Source organism: Rhizobium sp. BK376 (assembly GCF_004341625.1).
Taxonomy (GTDB): domain Bacteria; phylum Pseudomonadota; class Alphaproteobacteria; order Rhizobiales; family Rhizobiaceae; genus Rhizobium.
Window position 1 is genome coordinate 347,384 of record NZ_SLZG01000001.1, and the last position, 15,056, is coordinate 362,439.

General features: G+C 60.6%; 16 protein-coding genes. 8 read left to right on the forward strand and 8 right to left on the reverse strand.

The genetic code is table 11. The features are described from left to right. Positions 1 to 81: 81 nt before the first annotated feature. Genes EV561_RS01810 through glyA form a run of 4 tightly spaced genes read right to left on the reverse strand, consistent with a single transcriptional unit; the run spans position 82 to position 3,631 of the window. Positions 82 to 702: a riboflavin synthase gene (locus EV561_RS01810; RefSeq protein ID WP_132517011.1), complete on the reverse strand. Its 621-nt coding sequence runs from the start codon at positions 700 to 702 to the stop codon at positions 82 to 84. Next, positions 702 to 1,844, reverse strand: a complete 1,143-nt coding sequence (ribD, locus tag EV561_RS01815; protein WP_132517012.1) for a bifunctional diaminohydroxyphosphoribosylaminopyrimidine deaminase/5-amino-6-(5-phosphoribosylamino)uracil reductase RibD — start codon at positions 1,842 to 1,844, stop codon at positions 702 to 704. Before ribD ends, EV561_RS01810 begins: the two co-directional genes overlap by 1 nt. 3 nt (positions 1,845 to 1,847) lie before the next feature. Beyond that, positions 1,848 to 2,324 carry a transcriptional regulator NrdR gene (gene nrdR / locus EV561_RS01820; protein ID WP_132517014.1) on the reverse strand — a complete coding sequence of 159 codons (477 nt, stop codon included), beginning with the start codon at positions 2,322 to 2,324 and terminating at the stop codon, positions 1,848 to 1,850. Between the two features lie 8 nt (positions 2,325 to 2,332). Then, entirely contained in the window at positions 2,333 to 3,631 is a 1,299-nt protein-coding gene (gene glyA / locus EV561_RS01825; RefSeq protein WP_132517016.1) for a serine hydroxymethyltransferase, read from the reverse strand. A gap of 265 nt (positions 3,632 to 3,896) precedes the next feature. On the opposite strand from glyA, the gene EV561_RS01830 reads away from it, so the two are divergent. Beyond that, positions 3,897 to 4,223, forward strand: coding sequence for a hypothetical protein (locus EV561_RS01830; protein ID WP_132517018.1), 327 nt, complete (start codon positions 3,897 to 3,899; stop codon positions 4,221 to 4,223). Between the two features lie 59 nt (positions 4,224 to 4,282). Continuing rightward, complete coding sequence (locus EV561_RS01835; protein WP_132517020.1) at positions 4,283 to 4,570, forward strand: SHOCT domain-containing protein; 288 nt, start codon at positions 4,283 to 4,285, stop codon at positions 4,568 to 4,570. A 213-nt stretch (positions 4,571 to 4,783) separates the two neighbouring features. Here EV561_RS01835 and EV561_RS01840 read toward each other — a convergent pair whose 3' ends face one another. Next, on the reverse strand, positions 4,784 to 6,094 hold the full coding sequence (locus EV561_RS01840) for a L,D-transpeptidase family protein (protein ID WP_132517022.1): 1,311 nt from the start codon (positions 6,092 to 6,094) through the stop codon (positions 4,784 to 4,786). A 524-nt stretch (positions 6,095 to 6,618) separates the two neighbouring features. Here EV561_RS01840 and EV561_RS01845 point away from each other — a divergent pair. The 4 genes from EV561_RS01845 (at position 6,619) to EV561_RS01860 (ending at position 8,137) form a co-directional block, all read left to right on the forward strand. After that, positions 6,619 to 6,942 (forward strand): metalloregulator ArsR/SmtB family transcription factor, encoded by a 324-nt coding sequence (locus EV561_RS01845; RefSeq protein ID WP_132517024.1) that lies wholly within the window; start codon positions 6,619 to 6,621, stop codon positions 6,940 to 6,942. After that, positions 6,939 to 7,370, forward strand: a complete 432-nt coding sequence (locus EV561_RS01850) for an SRPBCC domain-containing protein (protein WP_132517026.1) — start codon at positions 6,939 to 6,941, stop codon at positions 7,368 to 7,370. Before EV561_RS01845 ends, EV561_RS01850 begins: the two co-directional genes overlap by 4 nt. 79 nt (positions 7,371 to 7,449) lie before the next feature. Then, complete coding sequence (locus EV561_RS01855; RefSeq protein WP_132517028.1) at positions 7,450 to 7,842, forward strand: VOC family protein; 393 nt, start codon at positions 7,450 to 7,452, stop codon at positions 7,840 to 7,842. A gap of 73 nt (positions 7,843 to 7,915) precedes the next feature. Then, positions 7,916 to 8,137, forward strand: a complete 222-nt coding sequence (locus tag EV561_RS01860) for a hypothetical protein (protein WP_132517030.1) — start codon at positions 7,916 to 7,918, stop codon at positions 8,135 to 8,137. A gap of 130 nt (positions 8,138 to 8,267) precedes the next feature. Here the strand turns inward: EV561_RS01860 and EV561_RS01865 are convergent, their stop codons facing one another. Continuing rightward, a complete protein-coding gene (locus tag EV561_RS01865; RefSeq protein ID WP_132517032.1) occupies positions 8,268 to 8,783 on the reverse strand; it encodes a MarR family winged helix-turn-helix transcriptional regulator in 516 nt (171 codons plus the stop codon). Positions 8,784 to 8,914: 131 nt separating this feature from the next. Further along, the gene (locus EV561_RS01870; protein ID WP_132517034.1) at positions 8,915 to 9,352 is read right to left on the reverse strand and encodes a DUF6163 family protein; all 438 of its coding nucleotides are present in this window, start codon (positions 9,350 to 9,352) and stop codon (positions 8,915 to 8,917) included. A gap of 169 nt (positions 9,353 to 9,521) precedes the next feature. On the opposite strand from EV561_RS01870, the gene hemB reads away from it, so the two are divergent. Beyond that, the gene (hemB, locus tag EV561_RS01875) at positions 9,522 to 10,538 is read left to right on the forward strand and encodes a porphobilinogen synthase (RefSeq protein WP_132517036.1); all 1,017 of its coding nucleotides are present in this window, start codon (positions 9,522 to 9,524) and stop codon (positions 10,536 to 10,538) included. Positions 10,539 to 10,677: 139 nt separating this feature from the next. Here the strand turns inward: hemB and EV561_RS37035 are convergent, their stop codons facing one another. Continuing rightward, entirely contained in the window at positions 10,678 to 14,082 is a 3,405-nt protein-coding gene (locus EV561_RS37035; RefSeq protein ID WP_165927734.1) for an autotransporter outer membrane beta-barrel domain-containing protein, read from the reverse strand. Positions 14,083 to 14,571: 489 nt separating this feature from the next. On the opposite strand from EV561_RS37035, the gene EV561_RS01900 reads away from it, so the two are divergent. Further along, positions 14,572 to 15,030 (forward strand): RDD family protein, encoded by a 459-nt coding sequence (locus tag EV561_RS01900; protein WP_132517038.1) that lies wholly within the window; start codon positions 14,572 to 14,574, stop codon positions 15,028 to 15,030. Positions 15,031 to 15,056: the final 26 nt, after the last annotated feature.

Genomic DNA, 15,056 nt, shown 5'->3' on the forward strand with positions numbered 1-15,056 from the left:
TCGAACTCATGACCTGCAAATGCAAGAGGGCGGAGATGATCTCCGCCCTGTTGCATGGATCCCAAAGCTCGACGAGATGGATCAGATGGCTTTCGACGCCGGGAATTCGGCAAGCCGCGCGGCATAGCGCGCCATGGTGTCGACCTCGAAATTGACGAAGTCGCCGGCCTTCCGTTCGCCCCAGGTGGTGACTTCGAGCGTATGGCGGATGAGAAGCACGTCGAAATCCGTGCCCTCGACGGCGTTGACCGTCAGCGATGTGCCGTCGAGCGCGATCGAGCCCTTGGGCGCGACGAAACGGGCAAGGTGTTCGGGGGCCCGCAGGCGGAAGCGGGTGGCGTCACCCTCCGCTGTTACCGACAGGATTTCCGCCTTGCCGTCGACATGGCCGGAGACGATATGGCCGCCGAGTTCGTCGCCGATCTTCAGCGAGCGTTCCAGATTGATATGGCTGCCGGACTTCCAGGCGCCAACAGTCGTCAGGCGCAGCGCCTCTTCCCAGGCTTCCACCTCGAACCAGCGACCGTTGCTGCCCTCTTCCGGCAGGCCGGTCACGGTCAGGCAGATGCCGGAATGGGAGATGGACGCGCCCATGTCGATGGTCGCGGGATCGTAATTCGTCGCAACCCGCAGCTTGATGCCCTCCTTCAACTCCGAAACAGTCTCAATCGTGCCGATATCGGTGACAATGCCGGTAAACATCAAAGCTCTCTTTCAAATTCATCGCTGCGATCCTCGCCGAACTGGCGCGTGGCGACATGTGTAAAACCGGAAGGCATATCGGTTGCCTTGAGCGGCGATTCAATACCGCCCTCGCCGATCATGTCCGGCCCCTGGAACAACAGGATTCGGTCGACCAGGCCAGCCTCAAGGAAAATGCGCGCCGTTCTGGCTCCACCCTCTACCAGAAGCGAGGAAATGCCGCGCGACGCCAGCCCCGGCAGCAGTTGATCCGGGTGATACGGGCGGCAATAGAGGATTTCGACGCCTGCGGCCTCAAGAGCGGCGCGGCGCACATCGCTGCCTGCCGCCTTTTTCCTGTCGGAGGGACTAAGATCCTCGTCGCCGCCCTCTTCGGGGGATACTTCCTCATTGGCAACGGAGATCACAGGCACTTGCCTGGCGGTCCGCGCGAGCTTGCCGGTGACGGGCAAATCAAGCCACGGATCGAGGACGATCCGGATTGGCGAGCGATGTTCGTCGCCGGGTATCCTCACAGTCAACTCCGGATCATCGGCAATAGCGGTTCCTATCCCGACAAGGATCGCGTCGCTCTCGGCGCGCAGGGTTTGGACTGCGGCGCGGGCGGAATCGCCGGTTATCCTTATCTGCCCCGCGCCCTGTCGGCCGATCATTCCGTCAGCGGAAACGGCAATCTTCAGAGTCACATAGGGCCGCTTGCTCGTCTGGCGCATAAGATAGCCGGCAAGTGAGCGGCGGCCCTCCTTTTCCAGAATTCCGGTATCGACCGTAATGCCAGCGTCCCGCAACATCTGAATGCCCCGTCCAGACACCCGCTCATCGGGATCGGTGACGCTGATGGCGACACGCCCGACCTTTGCCGCGATAAGCGCGTTGGCACAGGGTGGTGTCTTGCCGTAATGCGAGCAGGGTTCCAGAGTGACATAGGCGGTGGCGCCTTCAGCGCGTGCGCCAGCTTCGGCCAAGGCTTGGGGTTCGGCATGCGGACGGCCGCCGATCGCGGTAACCGCGCGCCCCACGACGGCGCCGTCCTTGACGATCACGCAGCCGACGGATGGATTAGTACCGGTCTGGCCGAGATGGCGGCGCGATATCTCGATCGCCTCCGCCATGAACCGTTCGTCGTCCGCCGCTGTTGTCATGGCTCAATGGTCCAATGGATCACGCGCTATCTTGGCATTGATCTCGGAAATAAGCTTCTCGAAATCCTCGGCATGCGTAAAATCACGATAGACCGAGGCATAACGCACGAAGCCGACGTCATCCAGGCTCTTCATGGCTTCGAGCACCTGCAGGCCGATCTGCTCGGAGCTGATTTCCGTCTCGCCGGAGCTTTCGAGGCGGCGGACGATGCCGGATACGGCGCGCTCGATGCGTTCCCGCTCGATCGGGCGCTTGCGCAACGCCACCTCGAAGGAGCGAACGAGCTTGTCGCGATCGAAGGGAACCTTGCGACCGGTCTTCTTGATGACCATGAGCTCGCGCAGCTGCACGCGCTCGAAGGTCGTGAAGCGGCCGCCACAATCCGGGCAGATGCGCCGCCGGCGGATGGAGGTATTATCCTCCGCCGGGCGCGAATCCTTGACCTGGGTGTCTTCCGAGCCGCAATAGGGACAACGCATGAGCTGGCTTAGCCCATGTAGTCGTACATCGGGAAGCGACCGGTGAGATCGACGACCTTTCCGCGCACCGCAGCCTCGACGGCCGCATTGCCCTCGTCGGAATTGGCAGCCTTCAGGCCATCCAGAACCTCGATGATGAGATTGCCGATTTGCCGGAACTCGGCTTCCTTGAAGCCGCGCGTCGTGCCGGCCGGCGCGCCAAGGCGCACGCCCGAGGTGACGAAAGGCTTTTCCGGATCGAAGGGAATGCCGTTCTTGTTGCAGGTGATGTAGGCGCGGCCGAGGGCGGCTTCAGCGCGCTTGCCCGTTGCGTTCTTCTTGCGCAGGTCGACCAGCATCAGGTGGTTGTCCGTGCCGCCAGATACGACGTCGAGGCCGCCCGCGATCAGCGTTTCGGCCAGCGCCTTGGCGTTCTTGACGATCTGCGCGGCATAGTCCTTGAACTCGGGCTGCAGCGCCTCACCGAAGGCAACGGCCTTGGCGGCGATGATGTGCATCAGCGGGCCGCCCTGCAGGCCGGGGAAGACGGCCGAGTTCAGCTTCTTTGCCAGTTCTTCGTCATTGGTCAGAATGACGCCGCCGCGCGGGCCGCGGAGCGACTTGTGCGTGGTCGTGGTGGCAACATGGCAATGCGGGAATGGCGACGGATGCTGGCCGCCGGCAACGAGACCGGCGATGTGGGCCATGTCGACCATCAGATAGGCGCCAACGCTGTCGGCGATTTCGCGGAAGCGCTTCCAGTCCCAGATGCGGGAATAGGCCGTGCCGCCGGCGATGATGAGCTTCGGCTTGGTTTCCTCGGCCTTGCGGGCGACTTCGTCCATGTCGAGCAGGTTGTCGCCTTCGCGAACGCCGTAAGAAACGACGTTGAACCACTTGCCGGACATGTTGACCGGCGAACCATGCGTCAGGTGGCCGCCCGAGTTGAGGTCGAGGCCCATGAAGGTGTCGCCCGGCTGCAGCAGCGCCAGGAACACTGCCTGGTTCATTTGGCTGCCGGAGTTCGGCTGGACGTTGGCGAAATTGACGCCGAACAGCTTCTTGGCGCGTTCGATCGCGAGTTCTTCAGCAATATCGACGAACTGGCAGCCACCATAGTAGCGCTTGCCGGGGTAACCCTCGGCATATTTGTTCGTCATGATGGAGCCCTGCGCTTCGAGAACGGCGCGGGAAACGATGTTTTCCGAGGCGATCAGCTCGATTTCATGCCGCTGGCGACCCAGCTCCTTGCCGATCGCGCCAAAGATTTCCGGATCGGTTTCGGCAAGCGAGCGATTGAAGAAGAGTTCGGTGGAAGCGTTTGTCATGGTGAAGGCTCCTGAACGGGAATGGCGAAGGTATTAGCGTTCCGCCATTCCAAGAGCAATACGATCAGCGACATTTGCTGGGCAAACTACGGTGAGACGAAATGAAGGAGAGGATGCCGAAGCCCGTGGCGGCATGCTGGTGGCATGTTCCAGCAAAATCCGGGAATTTCAGAACAATAGAGATAACTAAAACAGCATCCACGGATTGACAGATCATTACAGCCAGAGCTAGAAGAAATGACGGTTTACTCGCAGGTCTTCTCCAATGCGCATCGCTGGCGGACTTTTGCAATCGGGTGCATCAGTCGGTTCTGCCGTCGGGGGCAGAGGCGCAAAACTTGCCTGCAAGTCCGCAACAGCTCGCGATACTTCTATCTATATTTCAAGCTATATATTTGCAGTAATCGCCTCTGCTGCTGGACAATTTCGTCTCTGTATTTCCCATTATGAGATGACCTCTCGATCAAATCTTGCGATTTCATTCCCTAAATTTCCAAAAATATTTCCCGATATTCCGCCGCCCCGGGATTTCGGTCCTCTTGGCATTTGGTGTAACGTTTTATGCTTCACCTTTGCCATTCTTACCCTGTGAATTTGGACCATGCCCGGTTCGAAGACAGGTAGCGCTCACAAAAATGGGGGTCGTAAGAAATGTATTTTATTCTCTGGATCATCATTGGCTGCATCTGCGCGGCCATCTGCTCAAACATGGCCAGAAGCCGTGGACGCGGCAGCGGCCTTTGGGCGGTTCTCGGCTTTTTCCTGGGATTGCTGGCAATCCTGATCCTAGCGGTCATGGGGAATACCAACGAACGGCTCACGGTCAGTTCCGCCTCAAGGGGCGAGGAAATCGCTAAGCTCAAGCAGCTCCACGACGAGGGCGTGCTGACGGAGGATGAATTCGAGCAGGAAAAGCGCCAATTGCTGGCAAGGGGCTGAACGCCACGTGCATCGAATGGCCGGATTTCGGGATCCGGCCATTCGATGCACACGGATCAGCCACTGTTGCCGGCTGGATCAATCGGCTATTGGGCCTTGCGGCAAAATAGAGCGGCGGCAGCCCAAGAAAAAAGGGGCTTGCGCCCCTTTTCAATCACGAAAGTCTTTCGCCCTAGGCCTCTCCCGCAAGAGAGGGCTACAGGCAAATGCCGCTTACTGAACCGGCTGCTCCATGCCCTGCGTCGTGTCGAGCGCGAGTTGGGCGTTGCCATCGAGCTGATAGATGTCGTCACGGAACTGCACGACATTGTTCTGCATGGCCCAGGCGGAGATATAGGCGAAATACACCGGCACTTCTTCCGGCAACTCGATCGGCGTGTTGACGCGGCTGGCGATGACGCTCTCGATACGCTGGCGCGGCCATTCCGGGTTTTCCGACAGCAGCCAGACGGCAAGGTCGCGGACGTTCTGTACGCGCACGCAGCCCGATGAGTCGAAACGCATCAGCTTGTTGAACAGGCCCTGCTCCGGCGTGTCGTGCATGTATTCGTTGTTCGGATTGTGGAAGTTGATCTTCGTGGAGGCCATGGCGTTGTTCTTGCCCGGGTCCTGACGGAACATCAGGTTCGGCGCCTTGTCGGCATTCCAGTCGATCGTCTCCGGCGCAATTTCCGTGCCCTTGGGATCGAAAAGGCGGATGTTGTTCTTCGTGAGGTAGGTCGGGTCCTTGCGCATCAGCGGAACGATATCCTTCTCGATGATCGAGCGAGGCGCCGTCCAGTAAGGATTGAGCATGACCTCGTAGATCTTCGAATTGATGATGTGCGTCGGGCGGCTGATGCGGCCGACGATCGCCTCGTGGCGTAGCGCCACCTGACCATCCTGAACCGCTTCGACATAGGTCGCCGGGATGTTGACCATGACGTGACGGCGGCCGAGATCGGCCGGAAAGGTCTGCAGGCGGATGAGGTTGGTGTTCAGCTGCTGCAGGCGAACGTCAGCCGGCACGTTGAGCGCCTTGATCGTGTATTCGCCGAGCACGCCATCCGGCGGCAGGCCGTGACGGGCCTGGAAGCGCTTGACGGCACCGTCGACGTAGGAATCGAAGGAAGACGACATGCCAGCGCCGCGCGGCAGGTCGCCGACGATCGCCAGATGCTGGCGCAGAGCCTGGACGGCTGGATCGGTCACGCCGAGCTGCAATTTCTGCTGACCGGCCGGGTTAACCTGCGGCCAGCCGCCATTGGCAACAATGCTCTGATACTGGGCAATCGCCTGCTGGATGTTCGGAACCGAATTCGGGCTGAGGATCGGAGTGTTGGACAGCACCGGGATCGCGGTACGCGAGGCGGCGCCTGCATCGAACTGGTCGTCCCAGTTGCCGCGAGAGCGCGCATTGATCAGCTCATCTAGCGCCGATTGCTGCGCAAGGGCGGGGGCTGCCAAGGCTGCCGCACCAAAGGTTGCCGCCGACCGCAGGAAAGAGCGGCGCGAGAAAGATCCAGTTTCGTTTTTCTTCGACATGTCCCACCGTTAAAAGCTGCAGGGAATTTTGCCGTCCGCAGCCGAGAGCGAAATGAGTTTCAACTCATGCACCTAACGCAGTCCCTACCAATCGGTTGCCCCTGCACACCATAGAAACTTCGCGTCCGGACATCACAATATTGCGAGCCCAGAACGCAGGGCATGATAGATAGTGATCATGAAAGCGCTGGTTGCCGTGTCTTTCCGCTCTCACACCATTATGGCCAATTCGTGTTCCGCGGCATGAAACTTGCCTTCACGCGGGGTCAGGAGGCCGATAGCTCTGTGGATTGCAGAAAAACCACGGTATTGGCGGGGTTAATAGCGCAAGGCATCGGAGCGTCAATCGCTCAAATGACGCCGGTTGGCGCAATCCGCAAAGTTGCGGTGGAGCGTGGCAAAAACCGCACAGCCTAGAGATGCGGAATCCCAAATGGCAGTTCTAGCCCGGCCTGATATCGCCGCTTGACTCATTCATAGCTGTCTGGCTATACGTTAATTCATAGCCAACGAGGTATGAATTAGTGTCTGACGCTCATGACGTGCTCTTCAGGACCCTTGCCGATCCGACTCGCAGGGCGATTTTCGAGCGGCTGTGCCGTGAAGGAGAAAAGACGGTCGGGGCGCTGACGGCTCACGCCGGCGTCTCGCAGCCGGTCGTCTCGAAACATCTAGGCCTCCTGAAGCGCGCCGGCCTTGTACTCGACCGCCACGAGGGCCGCCAGACGCACTATAGCGCCAAGGTCGCAGCGCTTGCCCCGCTGGTCGACTGGACGAGCCAGATGGCCGGGTTCTGGGAAAACCGCTTCGACGATCTCGAAGACCTGCTCCAAAGGATGGACCAATGAACGAAGCATCGGCCGAGACACGCACCGTCGTCGTCGAGCGCAACATCCCTCACCCGCCGGAAAAGATCTGGCGCGCGCTGACGCAACCGCACCTGATCGAGGAATGGCTTATGAAGAACGACTTCAAGCCTGAGGTAGGTCACCGTTTCAATCTTCGAGGAGACTGGGGCGGCGTTCTGGACTGCGAGGTCCTGACCCTCGAGCAGAACAAGAAGCTCTCCTACACCTGGAATTACGTGCACGACGATGCTGCCTACGACCTGAGGAGCGTCGTGACCCTGACCCTCACGCCGACGAGCACGGGGACCCATCTGCGCATGGAACAGTCAGGCTTCAGGCCGGGCCAGAAGCAGGCCTACAACGGCGCGCATCACGGATGGCAGGGCTTCTTCGGAGCTCTCGAGAAAGTTCTGGCACGGATAGATTGAGGTCTGCCTGGCGCCACTCGATGACGAACATTTTAAAAGAACGGACGCACCGGAAAGGTGTCAAACGGAGGAAATACCAATGAAAATCAAGCTGACCACCCTATATGTCGACGACCAGGAAAAGGCACTGCGCTTTTACACCGACGTGCTGGGCTTCACCAAGAAGGCCGATTTCAGCAATGGGCCGTTTCGCTGGCTGACGGTTGCCTCGGCCGACGAGCCCGATGGAACCGAACTGCAACTCGCGCTCAACGACAATCCGGCGGCAAAGGCCTATCAGCAAGCCATGTTCCAGCAGGGCCAGCCCGCACTCATGCTCTTCACAGACGACATCAAGGGCGACTACGAGCGCATCAAGACGCGCGGCGGCGAGTTCAAAATGCCACCCACCGAGGTAACCGGCTCGACCATCGCCCAGTTGAACGACACCTGCGGCAACCTCGTTCAAATCACCCAGCTGGCGCGGTGGTAAGGCCGGCGTTCACCGGTCGGACAGATCCACGATAGGCAGCCAGTACTCAGCTTGTTCTCAACAGGAGATACCATTGAACTGGAACAAATATCTTCGGCAGGCCCACCGCTGGCTGTCGATCATTTTTACGCTGACGGTGATCGCCAACTTCGTTGCGATGGCACTGGGGCAGCCACCTTCCTGGGTGGTCTACTCGCCCTTGCCCCCGCTCTTCCTGTTGCTGTTCAGCGGGCTGTATTTATTCGCGCTGCCGTATGCAGCGACGCGGCGCGGCGTCGGACGGGTACGCGGATAGAAGTGCGTCGATAAGGCACGTCTCGAACACGCAACAAAGCGCAACGCGGCGTCTTCTCTCGCCCCGTTGCGCTCTTTTGTGCCATGCAGGAGGTCCGGTGGGCCGGAGGGAAGGCCGGCCTAGGCGGAGATTACAGGCGGTAGAGGATTTGGTCGTTCCAGAAGCGGTCGAGGCGCTGCAGGAGCTTGTTCATCTGGGTGAATTCGTCGGTGCCGATGCCGCCGACCTTGTCGATCGAGGCGATGTGGCGCTCGTAGAGGCGGCCCACGGTTTCGGCGATATCCTGGCCCGTCTCCGTCAGGCTGATGCGGACCGAGCGGCGGTCGATGCGCGAGCGCTGATGGTTGATGAAGCCGAGGTCGACCAGCTTCTTGACGTTGTAGGAGACGTTCGAGCCGAGATAGTAGCCGCGCGAGCGAAGCTCGCCTGCAGTCAGCTCGGAGTTGCCGATATTGAAGAGAAGGAGTGCCTGGACGGCGTTGACGTCGCTGCGGCCCTGACGGTCGAACTCGTCCTTGATGACGTCGAGAAGACGGCGGTGAAGGCGCTCGACAAGATGGAGGGACTCCATGTAGAGATCACGGATTTCTTCGACCTTCTGGTCACGCGGATTTGCAACGGCCTGCGGCTTGATTTTCGTGTTCATGATGACTGCCTCACTGTTTTGTTTGGCGGTGTTGGTTTTCTTCCCGCCTTGAGACAGACCCTATCGAATACACATAAAATTCTACTTAAACCGCAGGCTTAACAGCGTCTTACCGGAAACCCTTCGTTGTCTCAGGGTAAATCAACCATTACCCGTTGCCGCTGGCGGCGCTTTTCAAGCCATAGCGCGATACGGAAGGCGCAATAGAGAATGGCGACACCCCCGTGTAGGATCATGATCAGCGGATTATAGCCGAAGATCGCTGGCCAGAGGCCGTACATCAGGATCTGGCCGCCGGCGGCAACGATCCAGATGACAGGTCCCCAGGAGACCGTCAGCCACAATCCAAGCGCAGCAACCGGGAATACGACCGCAAGGCCGACGCCCGCGACTTTCCATGGAAGATCGAGCAGATCAAAGCGCGCATGTCCCGCCAGCGAGTAGCCGACGAGCATAGACCAGTATTGCAGACCGAACCAGAAGCAGACGATCGCGATCAGGCGCAGGAAGACGACGAACAGAATGTCCGTGAGTGTTTGTTTGGGCAGGGTCGAAGAATCAGGTTCCATACGCGAACAATAGGTGCGGGCCAACGGACGGGCCAGACCGATAATAAATGCGGCCTTTCGTCCGGTTTCGCATTACACTTACGACATGATAAGCAGTCCGCCAACCGCCCAGGTGGGCAGAACGCACAAACAAACAACATAGACAGATATGCAAGAAGGACGACGGGCGATGCAGGACAAGACGCATCTCGTTGACGACATAACCGGGCATCGCCGCATGCGGCGCAACCGCAAGGCGGACTGGACCCGCCGGCTGGTGCAGGAAAACCGACTGACAGTCGACGATCTGATCTGGCCGATCTTCCTGATCCCCGGCGATGGCATTGTCGAGCCGGTCGACGCCATGCCTGGTGTCAACCGCATGACGGTCGACAAGGCGGTGGAAGCGGCCAAGGAAGCAGCCGACCTCGGGGTGCCGGCGATCGCGACCTTTCCCAACATTGAAATGCACCTGCGCGACGAGACCGGCTCGAACAGCCTTGTCCGCAACAACCTGATCAATCTCGCAACGGCGGCCATCAAGAACGCCGTTCCTAATATCGGCATCATCACCGACGTGGCGCTCGATCCCTTCACCAGCCATGGCCATGACGGCATCCTGCGCGAAGGCGAGATCGTCAACGACGAGACTGTGGAGCAGGTGGCCAAAGCCGCCGTCATGCAGGCCGATGCCGGCGCCGATATCATCGCGCCATCGGAAATGATGGACGGGCGCATCGGCGCCATCCGCCGCGCGCTCGACGCCGCCGGCCACCAGGGCGTCGGCATCATGAGCTATGCCACGAAGTTTTCCTCCGCCTTTTACGGCCCCTATCGCGAGGCGATCTCGACCGGCGGGCTGCTGAAGGGCGACAAGAAGACCTATTACATCGACCCGGCCAACGGCACCGAGGCGATCCGCGACGCAGCCCTCGATGTCGAGGAAGGCGCCGACATGCTGATGGTCAAGCCCGGCCTGCCCTATATCGACATCTGCTGGCGTATGAAGGAGGCCTTCGGCCTGCCCACCTTCGCCTACCAGGTGTCCGGCGAATATTCGATGATCAAGGCGGCGGGCGCCAATGGCTGGATCGACGAAGAACGGGTGATGCTCGAAACCCTGCTCGCCTTCAAGCGGGCCGGCTGCGACGGTATTCTCACTTATTTTGCGCCTGCGGTCGCGCGGCTGCTTTCGAAGAGAGGCTAGTCGGGCCTCGGACGTCGACCCCATCGAACAGATTTGAGGACTCGCTTGTCGATAGCGATAGCCGCTGCTGACCGGGAGCGGCTATCGCTATCGCCTGAATACAGCGCCCCTCACATCAGGGCGCTGCGTCTTCGCCGATTTACCACTTCATACGGAAACCAGCAGTGCCGCTCAGTGCGTAGCTGTCGCCAAAGTCCTTGAGCGAGGATTTGGCCGCCACTTCGCCGTAGAGCGAGAAACGATCACCATTCCAATCGTAGGAAGTGCCGAGAGTAAGGCCTCCCCAGACGGGGTCGTTCTTGCTCTTGAAGCCGACACCCGACACATCGACCGTGGTGCGATCCAGGGCCTCGCCGTAGAGGTTGGCAATACCGTAGAACTTTGCCCGTGCCGTCTGGCCGTTGGCCCGCTGCCAGCTTTCCTCGCGGTCGAGCGCCACACCGAGACGGCCGATCAGGCTGTCGCCGTCGCCGGACGAAACCCTGGCGCCGAACCGGTCGTCAAAGCTGTCGAAATCGACCGCGGAATAGATGACCTGCGCCTGCGGCGTGATCGACCATGGGCCGGAGGTCGCAAAACGCTTCCCTGCCTCAAGGCTGAGCGCATAGCCGAAGCCCTTGTTGCTATTCTCCATCGTGCCGGCGAGATCGGATTTCAGGTCGCTGTCGTACCAGGTCAGCTGGCCCTGGGCGTCAGCATAGAAGCCGTCATTGCCATACCAGGTCAGCGTCGCGCCGCCGCCGTAGCCGTTGGTATCGACATCGCCGTTGCCGTAGAAGGAGCTGATATTGCCTGACAGGGTCTCGTAATGCGCGGTGACCCCGCCGATCAGCGTGCCATTGCCGTTCGTGTAGAGCTCGCCGTCGGCACCTGCCTGAAGCTTCCAGAAATCATAGTCGTAGCTGGTGGCGCTGGTGCTGGAATCCGGCTCTACCCTGCTGTGCAGACCCTCGGTCCGGATCCAGGCGCCTTCCGCTGCCGTGCCGGGTGCGCCTTCGCCATTATTGGACCATTGGCGGTTGCCGACACGCTGCTGCAGCGTCGGCAGCGTGTTCGCGTCGAGCAGCAGCTGCGCATAGGCTTCGTAGAGCGGGGCACCGGGCTGGTAGAGCGGCGCTGATGGCGTTGTGGGATCAGCCGGAGTGCCGGGAGAACTATCGGGATTGATCAGCGTCGAGCGGAGATACCAGTCGCCATCCGTCGGCGTGGAGACGCCATTCTTGTAGAGCCGATAGGCGTAGGCACCCCCAACAACGGCCTGGTCGCCCTGGAAGACATAGTCGCCCTGCAGCGTGAAGGTTCCGGAGGAGATGCCGCCGACGTCGACGACCTTGATGCCCTCGACGGTCGGCGCACCGGCGCCGCCGACATTGATCACCTTGACGTTCGTCGTACCGGCGGTGTTGCCCGTGACGACGAGGCGGTCGCTCGGCGAGGCGTCGTTGCCAAGCTCGGACTCGATCTCCAGCGTGCCGGCGTTACCGGTATAATTGCCTGATATCGTCAGCGTGCCGATCGAGTTGCCGGGTGCGATGGTGCCGTTGGCAGCAAGCGTGAGATCGCCGCCGAGGATACCGATCCCCTTCAACGTGCCACCGTCGGCGACGAGGTTCGTGCCAGTCACACCCGAGTAATCGCCATTGACGGACAGGACGCCTGCATTGATGGTCGTGCCACCGGTATAGCTACCGGTGCCATCAAGGCGAAGCGTGCCGTCGCCGCTCTTGGTCAGCCCGCCCGCGCCGGTCATCGTACCGTTGAGAGTGAGCGTCGTGCCATCGTCGGTCGAGATGGTGCCGGCGGAGTTCAGGTTCACAGCGCGGCTGGACGTCATGTCGGCCGTCGTGTGCAGGGTGCCGCCGTCGAAGGTCAGCGCACCAGTCGTGCTGCCGAGGTTCGCATCGCTGGAGATGGACAGCATTCCGCCCTGGATCGTGGTACCGCCGCTATAGCTATTACCGACCGTGCCGGTAAGGTCGAGCGTTCCGGCGCCGGTCTTGATGAGGCCACCCGCGCCGCTCAGCGAGCCTCCTGCGGTCAGGCTTGCTCCGGAAGTCACGTCAATGGTGCCATCGCTGTTGAAAATCATGTCGCGAGTGCTGGCTACGCTGGCGCCCGTCACCTGCAAGGTGCCCCCATCAAAGGTCAGGCTGCCGGTCGGCGCGCCGAGATTGGCATCGCTGGAGATGGACAGCGTGCCATCGGTCAATGTCCAGGCGGTTTCCTTGGAGGTCGTTCCCGTCAGGGTCCAGGTACCGGCTCCGGCTTTATCATAATGCTCGAAGCCATCATATTGGCCGCCGGCATCGAAACGGGAAACATCGAAGCTGTCGCTGGTCGTGCCCCCGAGCGCGAAGGTGTCGTCAGTGCCGCCGGCCACGATATTGCCCACGATGCTCGAGCCGGACCAGATTTCCAGCCTGTTGCTACCGCCGGTGAACTCGACGGCATTGCCGTCATTTCCGCCAACTCCGCCGCTAGAGCCGCCGGTGATCGTACCCTTGTTGACGACCGTTACGCCTGAACCCTTGATGCCCGCGCCACCGTTGCCGGAAGATGTTGTGGGATTTGTCGTCGTATTCAGTGTACCCAGACCACCCGCGCCGCCGGTGATCGAACCGCCGACTTCATTGATGATGGTTCCGCCATTCAAAATCTGCACGCCAGCGCCGCCATTGCCGCCGCCTGAGTTTGCGCTTGCTGACCCACCCGCACCTCCGGTCAGAGTTCCGCTGTTGCTGATGGTGCTGCTGCCGGTTAGCACGACAGCTGCTGCTCCTCCGCCGCCGCCGCTGCCGAAGCCTCGCCCGCCCGCGCCGCCGGTGACCTGGCCGTTTGCCTGAACCGTTACATTGGCATTCGAGAAAATGCCGACTCCGCCGCCGCCGCCGCCGCCACTGAGGGTGGGGCCTGTGCCGCCGGCCCCAGCGCCGCCCGTTACCTCCCCGGTTCCCGTCACGGTAACATCCGCTGTGGCCGACACACCCACGCCGCCACCGCCGTGTCCGCCCGCCATGCGTGCCGAGTTGCCAGTCTGGCCTGTGCCGCCTGCCCCACCCGAGATCGCCGTCGAGATAGTGGTGGCCGTCGTGACGCTCGATCCCATGGTACCCGTTGTGCCCGCGGTGCCATCAGGGCTGCCGACAGCCGTATTGACGGAGGATGCCCCACCTGCGCCACCGTTGCCGGTCGTAAGGTCGACACCGCCGCCACCGCCCCCGGAAAAGGCGGAGCCGCTGGTGGTGGCATCCCTGCCGGTCGCATCGGCCAGCGAGCCGTCGACACCACCGAGACCGCCTGCTCCAACGCCGATCGTCGCCTGCCGGCCCGCGCCGCCGTCAGCCAAGGCAGGCACCGCGCCCAGAACAACTCCGCCAGCCACGATTGCGACTGCGGAAACGCTGGCACCAAGCAACAGGGTCGGCTTGCCGAAATTGCGAACATGAAAACCAAATATTGGATCGAGCCCCTTCAGGGAGCGAAGAACTACCCCCTGAGGAAACTTCGATTTTCCGGTACCTCTGCTGCCCACGCCGCCGCCCATGACTGGCTCCTCAAAGTTGATTCGAGTATGAAATAAGTACGATTTTAAGGTGCACGTCTGTTGCACTTGGACGTGCCGATCGGCAACTATTCAACCGAGAAAAAAGCGACAAATTCTTGATCAAAAACGGCATATGTTGCGGCGCAGCAACAAAAATGGAAATGTGACATTATTGTAAATCAATGCGTTACACGTTTGTTAACCGAACGAACTATCGCTCGCAGAATCCGCTGGCAGCAAGCGAAATATGCGCTCGCTAGAAGCGTGACCACGGTGCTTCGCGATACCTCAATCATGACGGGCCGCGGCAACGCTCCAGAGTTTGAACGAGCGGGGACTTCGTCCGCAAATGGTGCACGGATGCACCAAGCTCGCGGGCATCCGTGGGGCGCGAGATCGGCCCGATCGCCGGCATGGTTCGGGTGGTCCGCTTATTGCATTCCCCCCTGCCCACACCATATTGTGGTGGACCTTTCGAAGGAGGAAGCAATGAGCTGGACACCTGCACCGATTTATGGAGCACCTGACGATTGGCGCGCCTATAGCGGCGTGCTCAGCAGGCGCGTATTTGCGTTCATCGTCGACTACATCATTGTCGCGCTTCTATGCATCCCGGCAGCGGTCGTGCTGTTCTTCGTATCGATCGTAACGCTCGGGCTCGGCTTCCTGCTTTACCCTGCGCTCTTCGTCATCGTGGCCGGCCTTTACTTCGGCCTCACGCTCGGCGGTCGCAACCAGGCTTCACTCGGCATGCGCGCCATGGGCATTGCGATTGTCCGCGTTGATGGGCGACCAATGGATTTCCTGACCGCCATCGTGCATCTCGCACTTTTCTGGATCCTCAACTCCGTGCTCACGCCGCTGATCCTGCTTGCGGGCCTTTTCATCGAGCGCAGCAGACTGATCCACGATCTTCTCTTGGGAACGGTGATTGCCCGGACTGCTTGAGGGCGCCGGACAACACTAAAAAACGC